Below are 18,406 nucleotides of genomic sequence, written 5' to 3'. Positions count from 1 at the left end.
TTTGGTCAAGGATGGGCTTTTTTCTGTCTTATTGTTTGCCCATATGTGAGCTCAAACAGTAAAATGGAAAGATGAAAAGGGAGTGACATGCGTTGACAACAAAACAAAAAAATCAATTGGCGATCCTCATGTTAAATATGTTTATCGCCGTCGCCGGCTTCGGGATCATCATCCCGATTATTCCGGATTACTTAAAGATGATTGGCGAAGGGGGAACCGCCGCCGGGTTGATGATTTCCGTATTCGCGGGTGCTCAGCTCGTCATGTCACCGATTGCGGGGAAATGGGCAGACGTGTATGGTCGTCGCTTGATGATTATTTTGGGTCTCATTGGATTTACCATCTCGATGGGCGTCTTCTACCTATCGGATAATTTAACAATCTTGCTCGTATCGCGTGCCATTGGGGGAGTCGGGGCAGCGTTATTGATTCCTGCCATCTTTGCCTATGTCGCGGATATCACGACGCTCGAACAACGAGCACGAGGGAATAGTTATATTTCCGCGGCAATGTCGCTAGGGATTGTCGTCGGACCAGGGATTGGTGGATTTTTTGCCGAGTTCGGGCTAAAGACACCATTACTCGTCTCAGCAATCGTTTCGTTCATTGCTGTCATTTCATCCGTCCTTCTTTTAAAAGAACCGGACCGTGCTCCTTACGTGGCACCGAAAATAAAGGAATCTTTACCGACACAATTGGTCATGTCGACACGCAAGCCATACTTCTTCGTGTTATTGATCAACTTGGTCATGGCGTTCGGACTCATGGCGTATGAATCAGTGCTTGGATTATACGTCAGCGAGATGTTCAGCGCGACGCCTCAAGAGATTGCCATCATGGTGACGGGAACGGGCATCGTCAGCGTCATCGTCCAATTGTTCGCGGTCGACCGTTTAGTCGAGCTGATGGGAGAGGTCAAAGTCGTCCTCGCCTTCATCGCACTCGCGGCGTTTGGTTTCTTATTATCGCTCTTCGCAGGAACGTATATGTTGTTCTTTGCAGTGACACTCGTCATTTTCTTGTCGACGTCCATCTTGCGCCCGGTATTAAACACGCTCGTCTCAAAACTTGCCGGAAACGAGCAGGGACTCGCGATGGGGATGAACAACGCCTATATGAGTATCGGAAATATTTTAGGACCGACACTCGCGGGTATTGTGTTTGATATTGATATGCGCTATCCGTTCATCATGGGACTGGTCTTGTTGCTCATTACGTATACAGGCACATGGAACTGGTCGAAACGGAAAGCGACCGTCATTTCGGAGTCATAAAGGAGGACACTATGATTTACGTTGGTGTGACTGGATGGGGTGACCACGATCTGTTATATACAACCCCAGAGGAACGAAAACATAAACTATCGACATACGCGGGTCACTTCCCGACCGTTGAAGTCGATTCGACATTTTATGCGATACAGCCCGTGAAAAATTTCGAGAAGTGGGATGCCGAGACGCCGGACCATTTCCAATTCGTCGTCAAAGTTTCCCGGGAAATGAGCGGGCATGACCGTGAACCAAAAATGCCACTTATTGAGTTGTTTGAGCGTTATCGTGTTTCTGTTGACCCATTGAAACAGGCAGGGAAGTTACGTGCCGTGCTCGTCCAACTTCCGCCTTGGTTCGACGTATCGAAACCACATCTCGACTATTTGCGAACACTCCGTGCCGAACTCTCCGATTATGAGATTGCTATCGAGTTTCGTAATCCGACTTGGTTCTCTGAAGCGTTCCGGGATCGTACGCTTCAATTTTTAAAGGAACAGCGATTCATCAACACGATTTGTGATGAGCCACAAACGAAAGAGAGCAGTATTCCGTTCGTGCCGGTCGTGACACACCCTGAGGTAGCCGTCGTTCGATTACATGGACGTAATACGTCAGGGTGGCTCAAAAAGCCGGGCATGACGAGTCAAGAATGGCGACACGTCCGTTGTCTATATCGCTATAGTGAGGAAGAACTTCAGGAACTCGCCGCCTCGCTCCGTGAGATTGACCGTGAAGCGAAAGATGTGTATGTATACTTTAACAACAACTCGGCCGGGGACGCGGCTCCGAACGCCAAACGTTTGATTGAAATTCTCGGGCTCGAATACGAGCTTGCACCTAGACAAATTAGTCTGTTTTAGAAGGAAGGGATGGCCGTGACGAAACTTACTATTTTTCATTACAATGATCTTCACTCAAAGTTCGACCAATGGCCGAAACTTGTTTCATTTCTAGAAGAACGTCGTACGGACGATACCCTCTACTTTGATTTAGGGGATCATGCCGATCGCACACATCCGGCGACTGAAGTGACGCGTGGGAAGTTGAACGTTCGCTTACTCGAGCGACTTCAACCGACGGCCGTTACGATTGGAAACAATGAAGGCATCACGTTTCCGCACGATTGGTTAGCCGAGTTGTATGAAGAGGCGACGTTCCCGATTTTGCTTGGGAATGTGTATGAAGCAGACGGGTCGCGACCACATTGGGTCGAAGAAACGCTTGTTCTTGAGCGTGATGGGTTGAAAATTGGCTTATTTGGTGTCACAGCCCCTTATGAAGAGTTGTATCCCGAACTTGGTTGGCAAATCGAATCGCCTTACGAAGCGACAAAGCGAGCGTTAGAGCGGTTGGCACATTGTGATGTCATCATCGCACTCAGTCACCTCGGTTTCTTCGGGGATGAACGATTAGCAGACATGTATCCTGACATTGACGTCATTCTCGGGGCCCATACGCATCACGTTTTAGATGAAGGCGTGACGACGAACGGAGTGCTCATTGCACAAGCCGGGAAATATGGGAAGTATGTCGGGGAAGTGACGCTGACGCTCGATGAGTCAGGAGTCGTTTCGAAAGAAGCTCGCCTCCACGAACTGTCACAACAATCAGATAGTCCAGATACGTTGGCGTTGTTAGATACAGAAGGGGCAGATGCCGAACGCCTCCTTGATATCATAATTGCAGAAACTGAAGGATATGCATCTGATTGGTTCGGGCATTCTCCGCTTGGTGAGTTGCTTGTAGAAGGGATGGTCGAATGGTGTGCAGCCGATGTCGGAATCATTCCGTCCGGAGTCGTCCTAGACGGTCTCGCTCCAGGAAAAGTCACGCTGAACATGTTGCATCGGATTTGTCCACATCCAATCAACCCATGTGTCCTGACACTTGACGGTAAGACGCTCGAACGATTTTTACATGACGTAAATGAGGAAACGTTCACGAATATGCACGTCAGAGGTCTAGGATTCAGAGGCACCGTACTCGGTGAGCCGAGTTACTATCAAATCGAACAGCGGGACGGTCAGTACTACGTCATGGGAGAAAAGCTAGATTTGAATCGGACATATCGCGTCGCGACGGTCGATATGTTGACGTTTGGACCGCTCCTTCCATACTTAGCAGACCAGCCGAAGCGATATTTCATGCCGGAATTACTACGAGATGTGTTGCGAGAGACAATTGTCGCTCGTCATGAGGTCATTCGAAAAGGATAGAGCCGTCATAGCGGGACATGCTATGATAGTAGAGTGGAGGTGGGAGCGATGATTCGAGTGAATCGCCACGGATATACCGTTTTAGAAGAGAAGCGCGACGGATTTGATGAAGAAGCGTTTATCGCAAGGTATAGTGACGTGCTTGATAAATACGACTATATTGTCGGTGACTGGGGACACGGACAGCTGCGTTTGAAGGGGTTCTATGAACCGCAATCAAAGTTAGCGACGTATGAGAACCGGATTGATCACGTGATGGACTATGTATACGAGTATTGCAATTTCGGATGTCCTTATTTCGTTCTGAAGAAGGAGACGGACATTAACGAAGAAGAGAGTGGTCCTGTCTTTGGTGGAACGAAGCAGAAACTGAAGTTGAAGCGGAAGTTTAACAAGACTGAAGAGACGAATGCGTAAAGTGCTGAGCGATCAGCACTTTTTTTATTACAGTTAATTTCCAAATATTTCGTTTAGGTAAAAAGTCATGACTTCGAGTTTAAGGGTTGGAAAAATGTGATAAATTGTCATTAAGGATAGCTACGTAGTTTTGGTTTTTAGAGTGAGGTGATTGGATGCAACATGTACAAACGACCGTTGGGGATCGGGATGACGTCCATAATCGAATTCATAATCTTGGACTAGGGATACTGGCCATGTTCTTTTTTGGCTTTCATATCATGATGACCTTCTATTTTACGGCGGCAGTCATTCTTTTTGAACTCATTCATGTATTGATCGTCCGTCGCTTTGAATACAGCCACTCTTTTTTACGGAGTCGCGTTTTCAAAGTTACATCTCACCTTGCGTTTTCGCTCGGAGTGCTCTTGTTGATCTTATCCATGTCTCAGTTCTTTTTAGGTAATGTCATGATTCGTTAAGCGGAAAGGAAAAAATCCTTTCCCTTTTTTTATGTTTTTTTGAAACGTCCTTCAACCTTTTCACGTACACTGTAGAGAAGACTATAAAAAAGGATGGGTTACAATGAGATCTGAATGGAAACAACATGCACGACAAGCACTGAAAGGAAAATGGTGGCTCATGGCCGGGTTGGCGCTTTTGTTCATCATCGTCAACGGGATTCCACAGTGGTTCGCTCCTGAAATGGATCCCAACTCACCAGAAGCGTTCACATCGACAGACGCCACGTTAAGTTTCGTGTCGACAATTCTTCAAATCTTGATTGCGCCACTTGCCATCGGTTGGTCATGGCTCGCACTTAACGTATCACGCGGAAATGGCGCCTCGCTTTCGACAATGTTCAAACCGTTCCAAACGCGTTACGTGAAACATGTCATCACTTCATTTGTGATGAGCCTCTTTATCGTATTATGGACGCTGTTATTGATTGTACCTGGAATCATCAAAGGATTCTCGTACTCGCTTACGCCGTATATCTTACGCGATCAGCCTGAGCTTTCGGCACTCGAATCGATCACGGAATCGCGTCGTCTCATGGACGGGCACAAGATGGAAGCATTCATGCTCTTCTTGTCGTTCTTCGGATGGTTCCTCGTCGGGATTTTGACGCTCGGAATTGGATTTTTCTTCATCGGTCCTTACTTCTCGACAACGTATGCGACGTTCTATGACTCGATTCGCGATAACCAAGTTAGTTCGGACGAGCCAGTGCACGGAACGGAACAAGGCTTCTAATCAACAAAACGCCTCGCTCATTTTATTGAGCAAGGCGTTTTTTTAGGCGTTGACTTCAGTTTTTTGTAAGTATGGCTTCAGTGACAAGTGATGTTCAGCCACGACTTTACGAATCGTGCGTGTCTTCGAGCGCATGACGAGTGACGTCGTCTCGACGATATCATCCGTCAAGAACTTGACGCCATCGAGCAACTCACCAGACGTGACACCCGTCGCGGCGAAGATGCAGTCGTCGCTCTTGACGAGGTCGTCGAGCGTAAGGAGTTGAAGTGGGTCTTCAATTCCCATCGAGATGACGCGAGCTGATTCCTCTTCGTTCATCGGATGTAGACGGGCCTGCATGTCTCCACCGAGCGCTTTGACAGCAGCGGCTGTGATGACTCCTTCAGGAGCTCCGCCTGTACTGATGAAAATATCGATCGGGTTCGATTTGACGGCGGCAGCGATTCCCGCAGACACATCGCCATCCTCGAAGAGCTTGACGCGTGCGCCGACATTCATGACAGCTTGACGAAGATGTTCGTGGCGGTCACGGTCTTGCATGATGACCGTTACTTCCTCGATACGCTTGTTATTATATTTCGCAGCTTTTTCAATGATTGACTCGAGCGGTTCGTCGAGTGAGACTTTCCCTTTTAAGTTTGGACCAACGACGAGCTTGTCCATGTACATATCTGGTGCGTGGAGGAGGGCACCTTCATCAGCAACGGCGATGACGACCATCGCATCTCCAAGGCCTTTTGCGACAATGGATGTCCCTTCGAGCGGATCGACGGCGATGTCAACTTTCGGACCGAACGTCGTTCCGAGTTTTTCCCCGATGTAGAGCATCGGGGCCTCATCGAGTTCACCTTCTCCGATGACAACAGTCGCGTCCATGTTGACCGTTCCGAGAACTTCTCGCATCGCTGACGTTGCCGCATCATCGGCCTCGTTCTTTTGCCCGCGTCCAATCCATTTCGATGATGCGAGTGCTGCTGCTTCTGTTGCCCGTACGATTTCTAATGCTAATTCACGTTCCATAGTGTTGTACCCTCCACGTTATATCTATTCAATGTGTTATACTTTTTACGGCTTAAATCCGTTGATTAGTGTATCACAATTTTATAAATGATGTAAATAGGACAGATTCTTTTCTCCTGACCGAAAAAAGATTAGTATTAACAGCAGGGGGGATCATCATGTATTTTGTGAATAGAGAGAAGATTAATCAGACACTGGAACAAATGGAGACGATGTTAGCGCACACCGATCAATTGACGGGGGATGCGTTCACGGTGGAGCTTGCGAAACAGCGAATGGCCGTCCTTCTTATGGAAGGTGTCATCGATGTTGGGAACTCGATGATTGACGGGTTCATTATGCGAGATCCGGGCAGTTATGAAGACATTGTCGACATCTTATTGGATGAGCGTGTACTTGATGAAACGACGGCAAACGCGACGAAAGCGCTCGTCGGATTACGTGCCTACTACGTTCGTGAGTTTGTGCACGCCGACGCATCAAAATTTGATGAGTGGGTGAAGACGTCAAAACAAGACTTCACGGCATTCTCCGCACAAGTTCGTCACTACTTAGAAGTCGAGCTTGGACCAGTGTCCGCATTCTTACCAGAAAGCGAGTGATTGGATGGAACCGATTAAAGGATATTTGTTTGATTTAGACGGCACGATGTATGCCGGTACAGAACCCGTTCAGGCAGCGGTTGATTTCGTCAACGAACTAGAAGCGACGGGCGTCCCATATTTGTTCGTCACGAACAACGCATCGATGACACAACAACAGATCGCGGATAAATTGATTGCGATGGGCGCAAACGTGAAGGCGGAAAACGTCTTGACGAGCGCGATGGCGACGGCTTTTTATATTGAGAAGATGTCTCCAGGAGCAACCGTCTACATGATCGGGGAAGACGGACTTCGTCTCGCGTTAGAGTCTCGTGGTTTTCATGTCACGGACGAACCGAAGGCGGACTACGTGGTCATCGGACTCGACCGACACATCACGTATGAGAAGTTGGCGCGAGGCGCAATCGCCATCCGTTCAGGGGCTCGATTCATCTCGACGAATGGGGATATCGCCATTCCGACCGAACGTGGATTTTTACCGGGGAACGGATCACTCACGTCCGTGTTGACCGTGACGACGGAGAAAGATCCTTTCTTCATCGGAAAGCCGGAACCGGTTATGATCGACATCGCACTCGACATGATTGGGTTGAATAAAGAAGATGTCGTCATGGTAGGGGATAACTATCACACAGATATTTTATTTGGAATCAATGGTGGCATTCGTACGCTCCATGTGAACTCAGGTGTACATGGACCGGCATTTATCCAAGAACAAGAAAAACTCCCAACCTATATGGTCGAGAGCTTAGATGAATGGAAGCATGAAAAAAAGGGATGACGAATGTCTCCCTTTTTGCTTAGAATACTTGTTCTACTTCGACGATGCCTGGTACTTCTTCGATGAGCGCACGCTCAATACCGGCTTTTAGCGTGATTGTTGAAGACGGGCAGCTGCCGCAAGCACCCATCAAACGGAGCTTGACGATGCCTTCTTCGACATCTACGAGTTCGACGTCTCCGCCGTCACGAAGCAAGAACGGACGCAATTTATCGAGCACTTCTTGGACTTGATCAAACATTTCCATGGTATCTACCCCTTTCTCGTTCTACTTTATTCTAGCAAGTTTGAGAGTGTTTCTCAATCATTTACGCTGAGCGTTTCATCATCGAGTAAGGGAAGGATTTTGTATAATGGTTTTGAGGGGGAATGAAGATGAAAATTACGGTATATGGGGCTGAAGTTCAATGTGCGAGTTGTGTCGGTGCACCGAGTTCGACCGAGACGTATGAATGGTTGCAAAGTGCACTCGGACGAAAGTATCCAGAGCAATCCTTTTCGTTCGAATATATCGACTTCGAACAAAGTGAAGACGAGTTCGCCCAAGCACTTAAAGAGGACGAATGGTTCTATCCGCTCGTTTTGTTAGACGGGGAAGTGATTGACGAAGGCGTCGTTCAGTTAAGAAAAGTATATGCGGCGATTGAAGCGAAGCAATCATAAATGAGTATTGACGACAGACGGACCATGCGAATGCAAGGTTCGTTTTTTGTTTACCTATTCTTCCGAAATCGATTTTACAACTTTTGACTAACGAGCTAAACTGAACATAACCTGCATAATTTTTATAATATTTTGAAAATTTAACGAAAACATTCATTGAAGGAGGACTGTTCAATGTTTGCCCGAAAACGAAACATGCCGATCCATTTAGACACTTCGTCCCAAATGGAGCACTTGTTGATCGCGTTACCGGAGGATTTAGAAAGACAACGTCAGTTGATTCGCCTCGAACGTGAAGATCTCGCGTATTTGCGTGCCTATCAACATGAACTACGTCAGTTGACACCCCGTTTAGTTGATGTGTTTTATGAGGAGCTCGAAAAGATTGATGAGATGAAAGACTTGATTCGGCAACACTCGTCTTCGGACAAATTGAAACTGACCCTCTCGAACCACATCATGGAGATGTTTGAAGGAAAATTGAATGAAGCGTATATTAACAGACGCCTCGTGATTGCCAAACGTCATTATTTAATCGGCTTAAAAGGAAAGTGGTACATGGCTGCCTTCCAAAAAATATTTGAGACACTCGTCTTATCGATTCAAGATGAGCAGCTCGACGCCGAATCAAAAATGAAGTTGATGATGGCCGTTTCGAAAATCTTTAATTTCGAGCAACAGATCGTGCTCGAGATGTTTGATGATGAGGCTGAAGTCGTTCGTGACCAAATGCAACTTGTGAAAGATGAGATTGGTCAAACGATCCAACAGGCGAGCGAAGATTTGGCGGCACTCTCCCAAGAGGTCATGGCCAGTTTCCAGTCGATGAACGAGAGAGCAGATGATATGAAACATTCGAGTTCATTGACTCAGACGAAGTTAAGGACGGTGCTTCATTCATCGGTGAGCGGGAAAGACGCCATCTTGTCCGAGACAGGCCGCCTCGATGAAATCACACGAGACCTTTCGGATTCTGCCCAAGAAATCAAAGCGCTCGAAAAGTTGATGAACGAGATCATGACGATTGCGGATTCGGTGAAGCAGATTGCCAATCAGACGAACTTGCTCAGTTTGAACGCGGCCATCGAAGCAGCACGTGCTGGAGAGCAAGGGAAAGGGTTCCAAGTCGTCGCTTCCGAGGTCCGGACGCTTGCGAGTCAGTCTAAGCAAGCAGCGGAAGAAGTTGAGGATTTGGTGAAGCGCCTGACGAATCAAATGGAAGAGACATCGAGTCGAGTGCTTTCAACCGAGCAAGAGATGAAGCAGACGATGGGACGAATCAATCAAGTGACGGATGCCTTCCTCCAGATCTCTGGTGACTCGGAGCATGCCGACGGACAGATGGGGAGCCTTGCCGGGGACATCGATGAGATTGTCGAGTCGATTGCCGAACTCAAGCGGGCGACGACACAAATTGCGACATCTTCGACACAGTTGATGGATACGGCGCAACGATTGTAGATGTTCACACTACAAAAAGACGAACCAGGTCGTATGAAGCGACGTGATTCGTCAATCAGTGTAGTCGAGCGAAGCGCTCGACTTTTTTTGTTTAGAGAAGTTGGAACGATGACGTTGCTGAACCAGCCGTGTAACCTGTAAGCGTCGCGTCAGACTTCACTTGATACGTTCCACGCTGTGACCAAGAGTTCGTAGAGAGTGTGAACGTGATGGCACCTGAAGCATTCGTCTTGCCTGTACCGACGAGCGTCGCCCCGTTCGGTTGTGTGACCGTCACACGGACATCAGCGTTTGCGACCGCTTGGCCATTCGAATTACGAACTGTTGAAGAAATCGAGACGACTTCACCCGCGTAGTAGTATGACTTCGAAGTCGATACTGTCGTCGTGAGTGCTTGTACCGGTTGTGTCGTACCACCAGAAGTAGGGGCTTGGACGAGTCCATTTCCGAACCAAGAGTCACGACCTGCCGTACCGAGGTCAATCGAATCTTGCGATAATTTCGTACGGAGTTGCGTGCTCGATAACGTTGGGAAGGCTTGCTTCATGAGCGCAAGGTTACCTGCAACGTAAGGCGTCGCCATCGATGTCCCGCTCATTTGACCGTAGCCGCCATTTGAGAGGGTTGAATTGATGCTGACACCAGGTGCTGCGACTTCGACTGTGCCACCTGTCGCTGAGAACGAGGCACGGTTGTTGTTGATATCCGTCGCAGCGACGGCGATTGCCGAACTGTAACGCGCTGGATAGTTGACGAGATCGCCCGACCCATCGGTACGTCCGTTGTTTCCGGCTGCCGCAACGACGAGGATGCCTGCGTTATTCGCACGATCCACGACTTGTTGGAGTGTCGTCGAAGGGCTTGTCGTCCCAAGACTCAAGTTGATGATGTCCATGTCATTTGTGATCGACCAGTCAATGCCGGCGATGATGCTTGATAGACTACCACTACCGTTCGCCTCAAGTGCTTTGACGGCATAGATGCTTGCCTCATGAGCGATTCCGACCGTACCGATGCTGTTATTGCGGGCTCCGATAATCCCGGCGACGTGCGTGCCGTGACCGTTATCATCGGCGTAAGAACTCGTGACCGTACTAAACGAGGCACCACCAGCAATCGTTAAGTCAGGATGAGCGGAGATACCCGTGTCGACGACGGATACTTTGACACCTTTCCCAGTAAACCCACTTTGCCAAGCGGAAGGAGCTTGAAGTTTAGGGATTCCCCAATCCTGGCTTTGGTTCTCGATATGTACCGTTTGATCGACTTCCACGTGTGCGACATGCGGGTTATTCTTCAGTCCGTTCAAGGCAGCTTTCGGAACTTCGAGTGCTGCTGCAGGAATATTCGAATACTGTTGTTTAACTTCCATGCCTTCAATCGAGAGCGGGATTTTCTTTGCCGATTCTTTGAAGACGACGAGGACGCGTTCTTTCTCCTTGTTCGGGGCGGCTTCTGCGCCTCCGGGGACGGTTGATAAGACGAGCAATGATGCAAGGACGGTGCTACAGATTTTCTTCAACTTGTTTCCTCCTTTAGGGTAGTTGGCAAGATGACAGGATGTCGGGCTGCCGTGTTCATAGAGTAACAAGTATTTCCAATGGATAGAATATGTCGATGGCATTAAAAATCTGAATATTTAGATAGGGATACAGGGGATTCAGATACAAGACTTTTGACTCAAGAGGACGCAACGGTAAAAGAAAATCGATGATGCGATGCATAAAAAAAGCGAATCGACCCGTCAGGTCCATTCGCAATTGTTTACTTGATGACTTTATGTTTCCAAAGAATACCGGACTTCAACAAGCGAGCGACTTTGCCGGTGAGTGATTGTTTCCCCATGAACACCCCGAAGCCTGCTTTCTTCCCGAGGGAGCCGAGCGTCCCTTTCAATTTGATGTCTGGTAACTCTGGATAGGCAAGTCCTTTCCATTTACAGAGGAGCACTTGAACGATTTGTTCTGCCTGAGCTTCGGCGAGCTGTCCGGACGGTGCGTATGGCAAGCTCGCATTGTCTCCGACGACGAATACGTCTGGTAGGCCAGGGACGAAATGGTGCTCCGTCAATTTGACACGTCCGCCTCCATCAAGCTCCCATCCTTGATTGCGTACAACAGCGACTGGTTGAATTCCGGCTGTCCATACGGTCAAGTCGGAAAGGAACAAATCTTCATGGTTCCATAAGCCATCGGCATCGACGCGTGTAATATTGGCGTTGTTGATGACTTCGACTCCGTGCTCTTCGAACCAAGATTGCACATACATGGAGACACGATTGGACAAGAATGATAATACGGAAGGTCCACGGTCAAACAAGCGAACTGTCAAATCAGGACGACTCTCGCGTAGTTCGCTTGCGAGTTCGACGCCGGATAATCCGGCTCCAACGACCGAGACGACCGATCCGGGCCGTAACCCGTTGATCGCTTGCTGTGTTTTTCGTGATTCTTCAAGTGTTTGAATACTGTACGTGAACTCTGCTGCCCCCTGGACGTTGTGATACTTGTCTTCACAGCCTAATCCGATGACAAGGTCATCATAAGGTACTTTTTCTCCACTCGCGAGAAGAACCATCTTGTCTTCCGTATCGATATCCGTGACTTGTCCGTATATGTAGTCAATTTCTTCCGGAAAATCGATGCGAATATCGCGGTCCGAGACCGTTCCTGCAGCGAGCGCATAATACTCTGTTTTTAATCCATGATAAGGTAAGCGATCGACGAGCGTGACCGATACGTCCTTCAACTGATGTCCAAGAACTCTTTCGATGACACGCATACCCCCGTAACCGCCCCCTAAGACGACTAATTTGCGCATAATAATCCCCCTTTGTTACTCTTCAACTGTATCATGTTATAATCTGCCGTAGAAGAACCATTTTCCGATAATTCACGTAAAGAAAGACGGTGACATATATGATGAATCCGATCATCGAATTTTGCGCCTCGAATTTAGCGATGGGCTCACAAGTGGCCCGAGCGAAATTAGAGTCTGACCCTGATCTCGATGTAGTCGAATACGGCTGTACAGGCTACTGTGGCGTCTGTTCCCTCGACCTCTTTTGCCTCGTCGACGGGGAAGTTGTGACCGGTGAAACACCGGATGAGTTGGTGACGAAGGTGTATGAAAAAATTGAAGAGATGGCATGGTGAAAAGTTTGAGGGATGACCTCAAACTTTTTTATTTCACCCGTTGCATTTTAAAAAGAGGGATGTTATATTCTAAGAGGTTCGAATGTAGGTTGTCTGACGTTTAACAACGAGAAAAAGAAAGCGTTTCAAACGGTAGGGCACATCTCTTTTCGGGTATGACACATATAATAGCTTTGTTTAATATGAAAGGAGCACAACATCAATGAAAATCATGAGTGTGGTTGGTATTTTGGCACTAATTGCAATCGCTTACATCTTCTCTACCAACCGTAAAGCCATCAAATGGCGCACGGTCTTGGCAGCGTTCGCTGTTCAATTCGCGTTTGCTTTTCTTGTTCTGTACACATCTTGGGGACGTGCAGCACTTGAATGGATCTCGAGCGGGGTTCAAGCAATCTTGAACACGGCGGGTGACGGGATCGCGTTCGTATTCGGAACAGCGGTCGGCGGCGATAACTTCGTCTTCGCATTCCAAGTCCTTCCGATTATCGTTTTCATGTCATCATTAATCGCGTTACTCTACTACCTTGGCGTCATGCAGTGGGTCATCCGTATCCTTGGTACGGCACTCGCGAAAGCGTTAGGAACGTCACGTAAAGAGTCACTTTCAGCAACAGCAAACATTTTCGTCGGTCAAACGGAAGCACCGCTTGTCATCAAGCCTTACCTTCCTACGATGACACAGTCTGAGCTCTTCGCAGTTATGGTCGGTGGTCTCGCATCAGTTGCCGGTTCTGTACTTGCTGGATACGCAGCACTCGGTGTACCGCTCGAGTACTTGCTCGCAGCGAGCTTCATGGCAGCGCCAGCTGGTCTCTTGTTCGCGAAAATCATCGTTCCAGAAACAGAAGAATACGATGATGACATCGAGATTGTAGAGGAAGAAGAAGACAGAGCGGCGAACTTCGTCGATGCAGCGGCACGTGGTGCTTCTGACGGTCTCTTCCTTGCTTTGAACGTCGGTGCAATGCTTCTCGCGTTCGTTTCGTTGATTGCGCTCGTCAACTTGATCCTCGGTTCAGTCGGCGGACTCTTCGGATTTGATAGCTTGTCACTCGAATTAATCCTTGGTTACGTGTTCGCGCCACTTGCATTCGTCATCGGTGTACCGTGGGCAGATGCAGTACAATTTGGTAGCTTCCTCGGTCAAAAATTAGTCTTGAACGAATTCGTTGCATTCTCTGAGTTTGCACCAATCATCGGTACTGGTGATTTGTCAGCTCGTACAGAAGCAATGATCGCATTCGCACTTTGTGGTTTCGCAAACATTTCATCACTCGCGATCCTTCTCGGTGGTCTTGGTGGTATGGCACCAAACCGTCGTGGTGACATCGCACGTATGGGTGTCCTCGCAATTCTCGCAGGTACGCTTGCAAACTTGATGTCAGCTACATTGGCTGGACTTCTTCTCTAATTAGTATAAGAAAACGCGATCACTTCGGTGGTCGCGTTTTTTTAGTGTAGGGATGATGTATACAATTTGACGTTCGGCCATTGAGCTGGCCAATTTTTTTGAGCCATTCGTTTCAAGTAGATTGGATGTTTTGAGGTGCTTGTTTCAAAATACGGTGTAGGTCTAGCTTGTAGTGTGAGAAGGTCTTGAACGCCATAGGGTGCTGAGAGAATGAGCTCACCGTCTACATTGAGACGTACCCCGATTGCGGTCACCGTCTCGGGGAAGTGCGCTAGGGCATCAATTGATGATGTATATGGTGGCAAATGGTTCACATGATGCATCCTCGCTTGGTTTTTTACAGACCAAGGTACGTTCGGGTCGAGTTGATTCAACACCTGTTCTAATTCTTTTTCGATGGATTCTTCTGACTGAGTAAGATCGAAATAAATCACATCGACGTCGTCCGTTTGGGTCGGTGCATCGTATCCATGAAGATGGTCCCATATTTTTGCGCGAATATAGCCCGCGCAAATCCACCAGTCGGGCAGATGAAGGGTAGAAACGGTGCGAAGAAGGTTCATAAGTTCTGCATCTTGTTGTAAGAAATCAATCAAATCCTCTTCATGTTTCATCAATCAAACTCCTCCTGATCCATCGGATTGAAAAAAGCACCTAGGCAACGCCTAGATGCTCGTATATCGATTATGCTTGAAGTTGTACGCGCTGACGTTCGATCCACGGCTTCAATTTCAAGAAGAGTGGAACGAAGAGTGCGCTGATCAAGATCGCTTTAATCAAGTTGAACGGTAAGATCCCGTAAAGGACGAGGTCCGTCTTCACGGCCGGGTCGGCCATGTCTGCCATTCCGAAGAAGAAGGCATAGGCTGGCAAGATGACGAGATAGTTTAAAATGGCGAGGCTGAGTGCCATCGTGATTGTACCGGCGAGTAGTCCAGAAGCGAGTGCTTTGTTCGTCTTCCGTTTGTGGTAGAACCATGCGACCGGGTACATGAATGCGACACCTGCGAAGAAGTTTGCGACTTCTCCGACCGGGACACCGCCACCGTTAAAGACATAGTACAAGACGTTTTTCAATCCGACGACCACGACACCTGCGAGTGGAGAAAAGACGATCCCAGCAATGAGTGCAGGAATGTCACTGAAATCCACTTTGAGGAATGGCGGTAAAAATGGGAGCGGGAAGTTGAATAGCATGAGTACGAACGAAATCGTCCCGAGCATCGCCAAAGTCACCATAGTTGTCAATCGTTTGTTGCGCGTAGTTTTCATCAGAATCTCTCCTTTAGGTCGCTCCTCGATGAATGGCATCCGTCGCATATAAAAACCCGATTGCAATGAAGACAATCGGGAGAGTTTACGCGCATACGAAATAGATGTTTTCCGAGGTGGAAATGTCCACGTCAAAGAAAACATCCGGATATCGGTCGGATGCCGCCATCTTCTCCCATCCAGACTGTACTGTCGGCTTTCGAATCTCACGAAATCAGCAAGCAACGCCTTGCTCGCTCACGGGCTGAGAAGAATAAATTCTTCAATACCGCCGGTCGGGAATTTCACCCTGCCCCGAAGATGGAACGATTTAATTTTTTTTGTTACAGTTTAGTTATACAAGATAATGCACAAAACTACAAGTCAATTGACTTGAATTGAAGATAAAATGAGGAGGAGTTCAGATGATTCATTTGACAGAATCAGCAGCACTTCAAGTACAAGAGATGATGAAACAGACCGAACGCCCGGATGCACAATATTTGCGAGTGAAGGTCCAAGGTGGCGGATGTACAGGACTTTCATATGGAATGGGCTTTGATGAGGAAAAGACGGATAAAGATATTCAATTCGACCATCACGGCGTCCGTGTCATCGTTGCGGAAGTCGATCACGGGGTCGTCGATGGGCTCGAGATTGACTACAAGCAATCGATGCTCGGTGGAGGATTCACGATTAAAAACCCGAATGCCATCGCCACGTGTGGCTGCGGTTCAAGTTTCCGTACGGCAACGAACGCCGGTACACCAGGAGAATGTTAATTATTTTAGACTATGGAGCGCCATAGTCTTTTTTTTGTGCGATTCGACCAGTTACGGAACGTCGGGGAAAGGGAATGTAGGGAAGAGAATCGTATTGAAGGGGGCTAGGGTGATGAGGAAAGTATTGATTTTTGGAGGATCGCGCTATTTCGGGAAACGACTTGCCTTGCGACTCGCGGAGGCGGGGGATGATGTGACAATTGTGACGAGGGGGCAATTGCAAGTTCCAGAAGCCGAAGGAATACGGTCCATTAAAGGAGACCGGCAATCGGTCGCGACGATGAAAGACTTGGCACGCGAACGGTTCGACCTTGTCTACGACAATATTTGTTTTACCCCGTATCAGGCAAAAATCGCTTCGGATGCGTTCATGGATAAGGTCGGAAAGTATGTCCTGACGTCTACAATGTCGGTATACGCGCCGGGACCTGATTTAAAGGAGAGTGACTTTAATCCGCTCCATTATGAATATCATCTAGAAGCCGAGCATGACTACGGACAAGGAAAGCGAGAGGCAGAGTCGTTCTTCTTCCACCGGGCTTCATTCCCAGTTGCGACCGTACGCTTACCAATTGTCCTCGGACCAGATGATTATACAGATCGACTCAAATTTTATGTGGACGCCATTCGCAACGAGGAACCGATTGTGTTGCATCATCCAGAAGCGAAGATGGGCTTCATCTCGAGCGCGGAAGCAGCAGCATTTTTAGAATGGGTGGGACGTGCGAACGTGACTGGACCTTTCAACGCAGCGAGTGATGGTCTCATCTCCATGGGTGCTTTAATGGAGCGAATCGGGCAACATGTCGGAAAACCTGTCCATATCATAAAAGATGGGGAGTCGTCCCCATATGATTCGGATGTCGACTATTACATGTCGATCGCTGAAGCGAAAAAGGCGGGCTTCGTGTTCACGCAACTCGATGACTGGATTGACCGGGTCATCATTCAGACGATGCGGAAATGAAAAAATCCTCTGTGGACACGGTCCACAGAGGATTGATCATTATTTCCCGGCAAATACAGATGTCGAATGTTGCGGATGACGTGCAGTCGGGTCCACAAGTTGCTTCACTTGATTGATGGCAATTGGTGCTTCACCAAAACCTGTCGCGATCAGCTTCACTTTTCCTTCGTATGTGGCGATATCACCACAAGCGAAGATCCCTGCAACTGTCGTTTCCATACGTGAGTCGACACGGATTGTGTTCTTCTCAAATTCCATTCCCCAGTTCTTGATTGGACCAAGAGATGACACGAATCCGTAGTTACAAATCAAATCATCAATCTCAACGATTTTCGACTCGCCGTCCTTATCTGTCAATTCAACAGATTCGATATGTGTCTCACCTGAGAGTGACTCGATGTTGTATGGCGTAAGGACATTAATCGTCGATGCTTTCATTTGTTCGACCGTATGTTCGTGAGCACGGAAACGGTCACGGCGGTGGACGATGTGTACTTCTTTCGCGATCCCTTCGAGCATGAGTGCCCAGTCGACAGCAGAGTCACCACCACCGGCAATCATGACGCGGCGATCACGGAATTTCTCCATGTTATCGACAAAGTAATGAAGGTTTGCGTAATCTTCGCAACCGTCAAGACCAAGTGGACGAGCCGAGAAGGCACCGTTTCCGGCAGTGATAATGACCGCTTTCGTATGGTACTCTTCTTTATTCGTCGTTAAAACGAACGTGCCGTCCTCGAGACGTTCCACCGTTTCCACCGTTTCTCCGAGGCGGTAGTCTTGCTCGAATTGATCAGCCTGTGCTTTTAATTGATCAATCAAATCCTGTGCTTTCACTTTCGGGAAGCCAGCGATATCATAAATATATTTTTCAGGATAGAGCGTTGACAATTGACCGCCGAGTTGCGGTAAACTTTCAATCAACGTCGTATCGAGTTGGCGCATGCCTGCGTAAAATGCGGTGAACAATCCAACCGGACCTCCACCGATGATGATTACATCTTTCGTCGTCTTCATCGAATTCCTCCTCAAAGCGTATACATTTATTATAGAGAGTTTATTGAATTAAATCCATTCAGTACAAACATGCAACACTTTCAAAAAAAATTCAAGAAGATAAGCTTTTCCATTGAGAATTCAAATTAAAGAGCGTACAATGAAACA

At 47.9% G+C, this 18,406-nt stretch carries 21 protein-coding genes and 1 riboswitch; of the genes, 14 read left to right on the top strand and 7 right to left on the bottom strand.

Features of this window, described 5'->3' with window-relative positions:
* Positions 1 to 92 precede the first annotated feature (92 nt).
* The 6 genes from KNO75_RS06565 (at position 93) to KNO75_RS06540 (ending at position 5,140) form a co-directional block, all read left to right on the top strand.
* Positions 93 to 1,274, top strand: a complete 1,182-nt coding sequence (locus KNO75_RS06565; RefSeq protein WP_214820550.1) for an MFS transporter — start codon at positions 93 to 95, stop codon at positions 1,272 to 1,274.
* 11 nt (positions 1,275 to 1,285) lie between these two features.
* Positions 1,286 to 2,131 (top strand): DUF72 domain-containing protein, encoded by an 846-nt coding sequence (locus KNO75_RS06560; protein WP_214820548.1) that lies wholly within the window; start codon positions 1,286 to 1,288, stop codon positions 2,129 to 2,131.
* A 9-nt stretch (positions 2,132 to 2,140) separates the two neighbouring features.
* Positions 2,141 to 3,487, top strand: a complete 1,347-nt coding sequence (locus KNO75_RS06555; RefSeq protein WP_214820546.1) for a bifunctional metallophosphatase/5'-nucleotidase — start codon at positions 2,141 to 2,143, stop codon at positions 3,485 to 3,487.
* A gap of 48 nt (positions 3,488 to 3,535) precedes the next feature.
* Positions 3,536 to 3,904, top strand: a complete 369-nt coding sequence (locus KNO75_RS06550; protein WP_074033531.1) for a YutD family protein — start codon at positions 3,536 to 3,538, stop codon at positions 3,902 to 3,904.
* Between the two features lie 155 nt (positions 3,905 to 4,059).
* Positions 4,060 to 4,365, top strand: coding sequence for a hypothetical protein (locus KNO75_RS06545; protein ID WP_074033530.1), 306 nt, complete (start codon positions 4,060 to 4,062; stop codon positions 4,363 to 4,365).
* Between the two features lie 103 nt (positions 4,366 to 4,468).
* Positions 4,469 to 5,140: a DUF975 family protein gene (locus tag KNO75_RS06540; RefSeq protein ID WP_214820538.1), complete on the top strand. Its 672-nt coding sequence runs from the start codon at positions 4,469 to 4,471 to the stop codon at positions 5,138 to 5,140.
* A 42-nt stretch (positions 5,141 to 5,182) separates the two neighbouring features.
* On the opposite strand, the gene glpX is transcribed toward KNO75_RS06540, so the two are convergent.
* Positions 5,183 to 6,163 carry a class II fructose-bisphosphatase gene (gene glpX / locus KNO75_RS06535; protein WP_047795127.1) on the bottom strand — a complete coding sequence of 327 codons (981 nt, stop codon included), beginning with the start codon at positions 6,161 to 6,163 and terminating at the stop codon, positions 5,183 to 5,185.
* Positions 6,164 to 6,321: 158 nt separating this feature from the next.
* On the opposite strand from glpX, the gene KNO75_RS06530 reads away from it, so the two are divergent.
* Positions 6,322 to 6,765 (top strand): DUF86 domain-containing protein, encoded by a 444-nt coding sequence (locus tag KNO75_RS06530; RefSeq protein ID WP_074033528.1) that lies wholly within the window; start codon positions 6,322 to 6,324, stop codon positions 6,763 to 6,765.
* 4 nt (positions 6,766 to 6,769) lie between these two features.
* Positions 6,770 to 7,549, top strand: a complete 780-nt coding sequence (locus KNO75_RS06525; RefSeq protein ID WP_214693457.1) for a TIGR01457 family HAD-type hydrolase — start codon at positions 6,770 to 6,772, stop codon at positions 7,547 to 7,549.
* Between the two features lie 19 nt (positions 7,550 to 7,568).
* On the opposite strand, the gene KNO75_RS06520 is transcribed toward KNO75_RS06525, so the two are convergent.
* Positions 7,569 to 7,796, bottom strand: a complete 228-nt coding sequence (locus KNO75_RS06520; RefSeq protein WP_012726833.1) for a NifU family protein — start codon at positions 7,794 to 7,796, stop codon at positions 7,569 to 7,571.
* Between the two features lie 128 nt (positions 7,797 to 7,924).
* Here KNO75_RS06520 and KNO75_RS06515 point away from each other — a divergent pair, with 128 nt between their 5' ends.
* Both KNO75_RS06515 and KNO75_RS06510 read left to right on the top strand, forming a co-directional pair.
* Complete coding sequence (locus KNO75_RS06515) at positions 7,925 to 8,212, top strand: YuzD family protein (protein WP_224861643.1); 288 nt, start codon at positions 7,925 to 7,927, stop codon at positions 8,210 to 8,212.
* A gap of 174 nt (positions 8,213 to 8,386) precedes the next feature.
* Positions 8,387 to 9,673, top strand: a complete 1,287-nt coding sequence (locus KNO75_RS06510; RefSeq protein WP_214820536.1) for a globin-coupled sensor protein — start codon at positions 8,387 to 8,389, stop codon at positions 9,671 to 9,673.
* Positions 9,674 to 9,764: 91 nt separating this feature from the next.
* Here KNO75_RS06510 and KNO75_RS06505 read toward each other — a convergent pair whose 3' ends face one another.
* Together KNO75_RS06505 and KNO75_RS06500 are read right to left on the bottom strand one after the other, a co-directional pair.
* Positions 9,765 to 11,195, bottom strand: coding sequence for a S8 family serine peptidase (locus KNO75_RS06505; RefSeq protein ID WP_214820534.1), 1,431 nt, complete (start codon positions 11,193 to 11,195; stop codon positions 9,765 to 9,767).
* Positions 11,196 to 11,437: 242 nt separating this feature from the next.
* Positions 11,438 to 12,493, bottom strand: a complete 1,056-nt coding sequence (locus KNO75_RS06500) for an NAD(P)/FAD-dependent oxidoreductase (RefSeq protein ID WP_214820532.1) — start codon at positions 12,491 to 12,493, stop codon at positions 11,438 to 11,440.
* Positions 12,494 to 12,591: 98 nt separating this feature from the next.
* Here KNO75_RS06500 and KNO75_RS06495 point away from each other — a divergent pair, with 98 nt between their 5' ends.
* Together KNO75_RS06495 and KNO75_RS06490 are read left to right on the top strand one after the other, a co-directional pair.
* Entirely contained in the window at positions 12,592 to 12,828 is a 237-nt protein-coding gene (locus KNO75_RS06495; RefSeq protein ID WP_074033523.1) for a YuzB family protein, read from the top strand.
* A gap of 202 nt (positions 12,829 to 13,030) precedes the next feature.
* Complete coding sequence (locus tag KNO75_RS06490) at positions 13,031 to 14,242, top strand: NupC/NupG family nucleoside CNT transporter (RefSeq protein ID WP_214820525.1); 1,212 nt, start codon at positions 13,031 to 13,033, stop codon at positions 14,240 to 14,242.
* A 41-nt stretch (positions 14,243 to 14,283) separates the two neighbouring features.
* On the opposite strand, the gene KNO75_RS06485 is transcribed toward KNO75_RS06490, so the two are convergent.
* Both KNO75_RS06485 and KNO75_RS06480 read right to left on the bottom strand, forming a co-directional pair.
* Positions 14,284 to 14,856 (bottom strand): nucleotidyltransferase family protein, encoded by a 573-nt coding sequence (locus KNO75_RS06485; RefSeq protein ID WP_214820523.1) that lies wholly within the window; start codon positions 14,854 to 14,856, stop codon positions 14,284 to 14,286.
* Positions 14,857 to 14,926: 70 nt separating this feature from the next.
* Positions 14,927 to 15,514: an ECF transporter S component gene (locus KNO75_RS06480; protein WP_214693438.1), complete on the bottom strand. Its 588-nt coding sequence runs from the start codon at positions 15,512 to 15,514 to the stop codon at positions 14,927 to 14,929.
* Between the two features lie 163 nt (positions 15,515 to 15,677).
* Positions 15,678 to 15,820, bottom strand: a riboswitch (FMN riboswitch).
* Positions 15,821 to 15,918: 98 nt separating this feature from the next.
* Between KNO75_RS06480 and KNO75_RS06475 the strand changes: the two genes are divergently transcribed.
* Together KNO75_RS06475 and KNO75_RS06470 are read left to right on the top strand one after the other, a co-directional pair.
* On the top strand, positions 15,919 to 16,275 hold the full coding sequence (locus KNO75_RS06475) for a HesB/IscA family protein (protein WP_074033519.1): 357 nt from the start codon (positions 15,919 to 15,921) through the stop codon (positions 16,273 to 16,275).
* 112 nt (positions 16,276 to 16,387) lie between these two features.
* Complete coding sequence (locus KNO75_RS06470; protein ID WP_214820521.1) at positions 16,388 to 17,242, top strand: NAD-dependent epimerase/dehydratase family protein; 855 nt, start codon at positions 16,388 to 16,390, stop codon at positions 17,240 to 17,242.
* A gap of 39 nt (positions 17,243 to 17,281) precedes the next feature.
* On the opposite strand, the gene KNO75_RS06465 is transcribed toward KNO75_RS06470, so the two are convergent.
* Positions 17,282 to 18,259, bottom strand: a complete 978-nt coding sequence (locus KNO75_RS06465; RefSeq protein ID WP_074033516.1) for an NAD(P)/FAD-dependent oxidoreductase — start codon at positions 18,257 to 18,259, stop codon at positions 17,282 to 17,284.
* Between the last annotated feature and the right edge of the window lie 147 nt (positions 18,260 to 18,406).

Origin of the sequence: Exiguobacterium sp. s35 (assembly GCF_018617535.1) — a bacterium.
GTDB classification, from domain to species: Bacteria; Bacillota; Bacilli; order Exiguobacteriales; family Exiguobacteriaceae; genus Exiguobacterium; species Exiguobacterium aestuarii.
The sequence above is the reverse complement of the archived record's forward strand: the minus strand, read 5'-3'. Positions and strand labels throughout refer to the sequence as shown.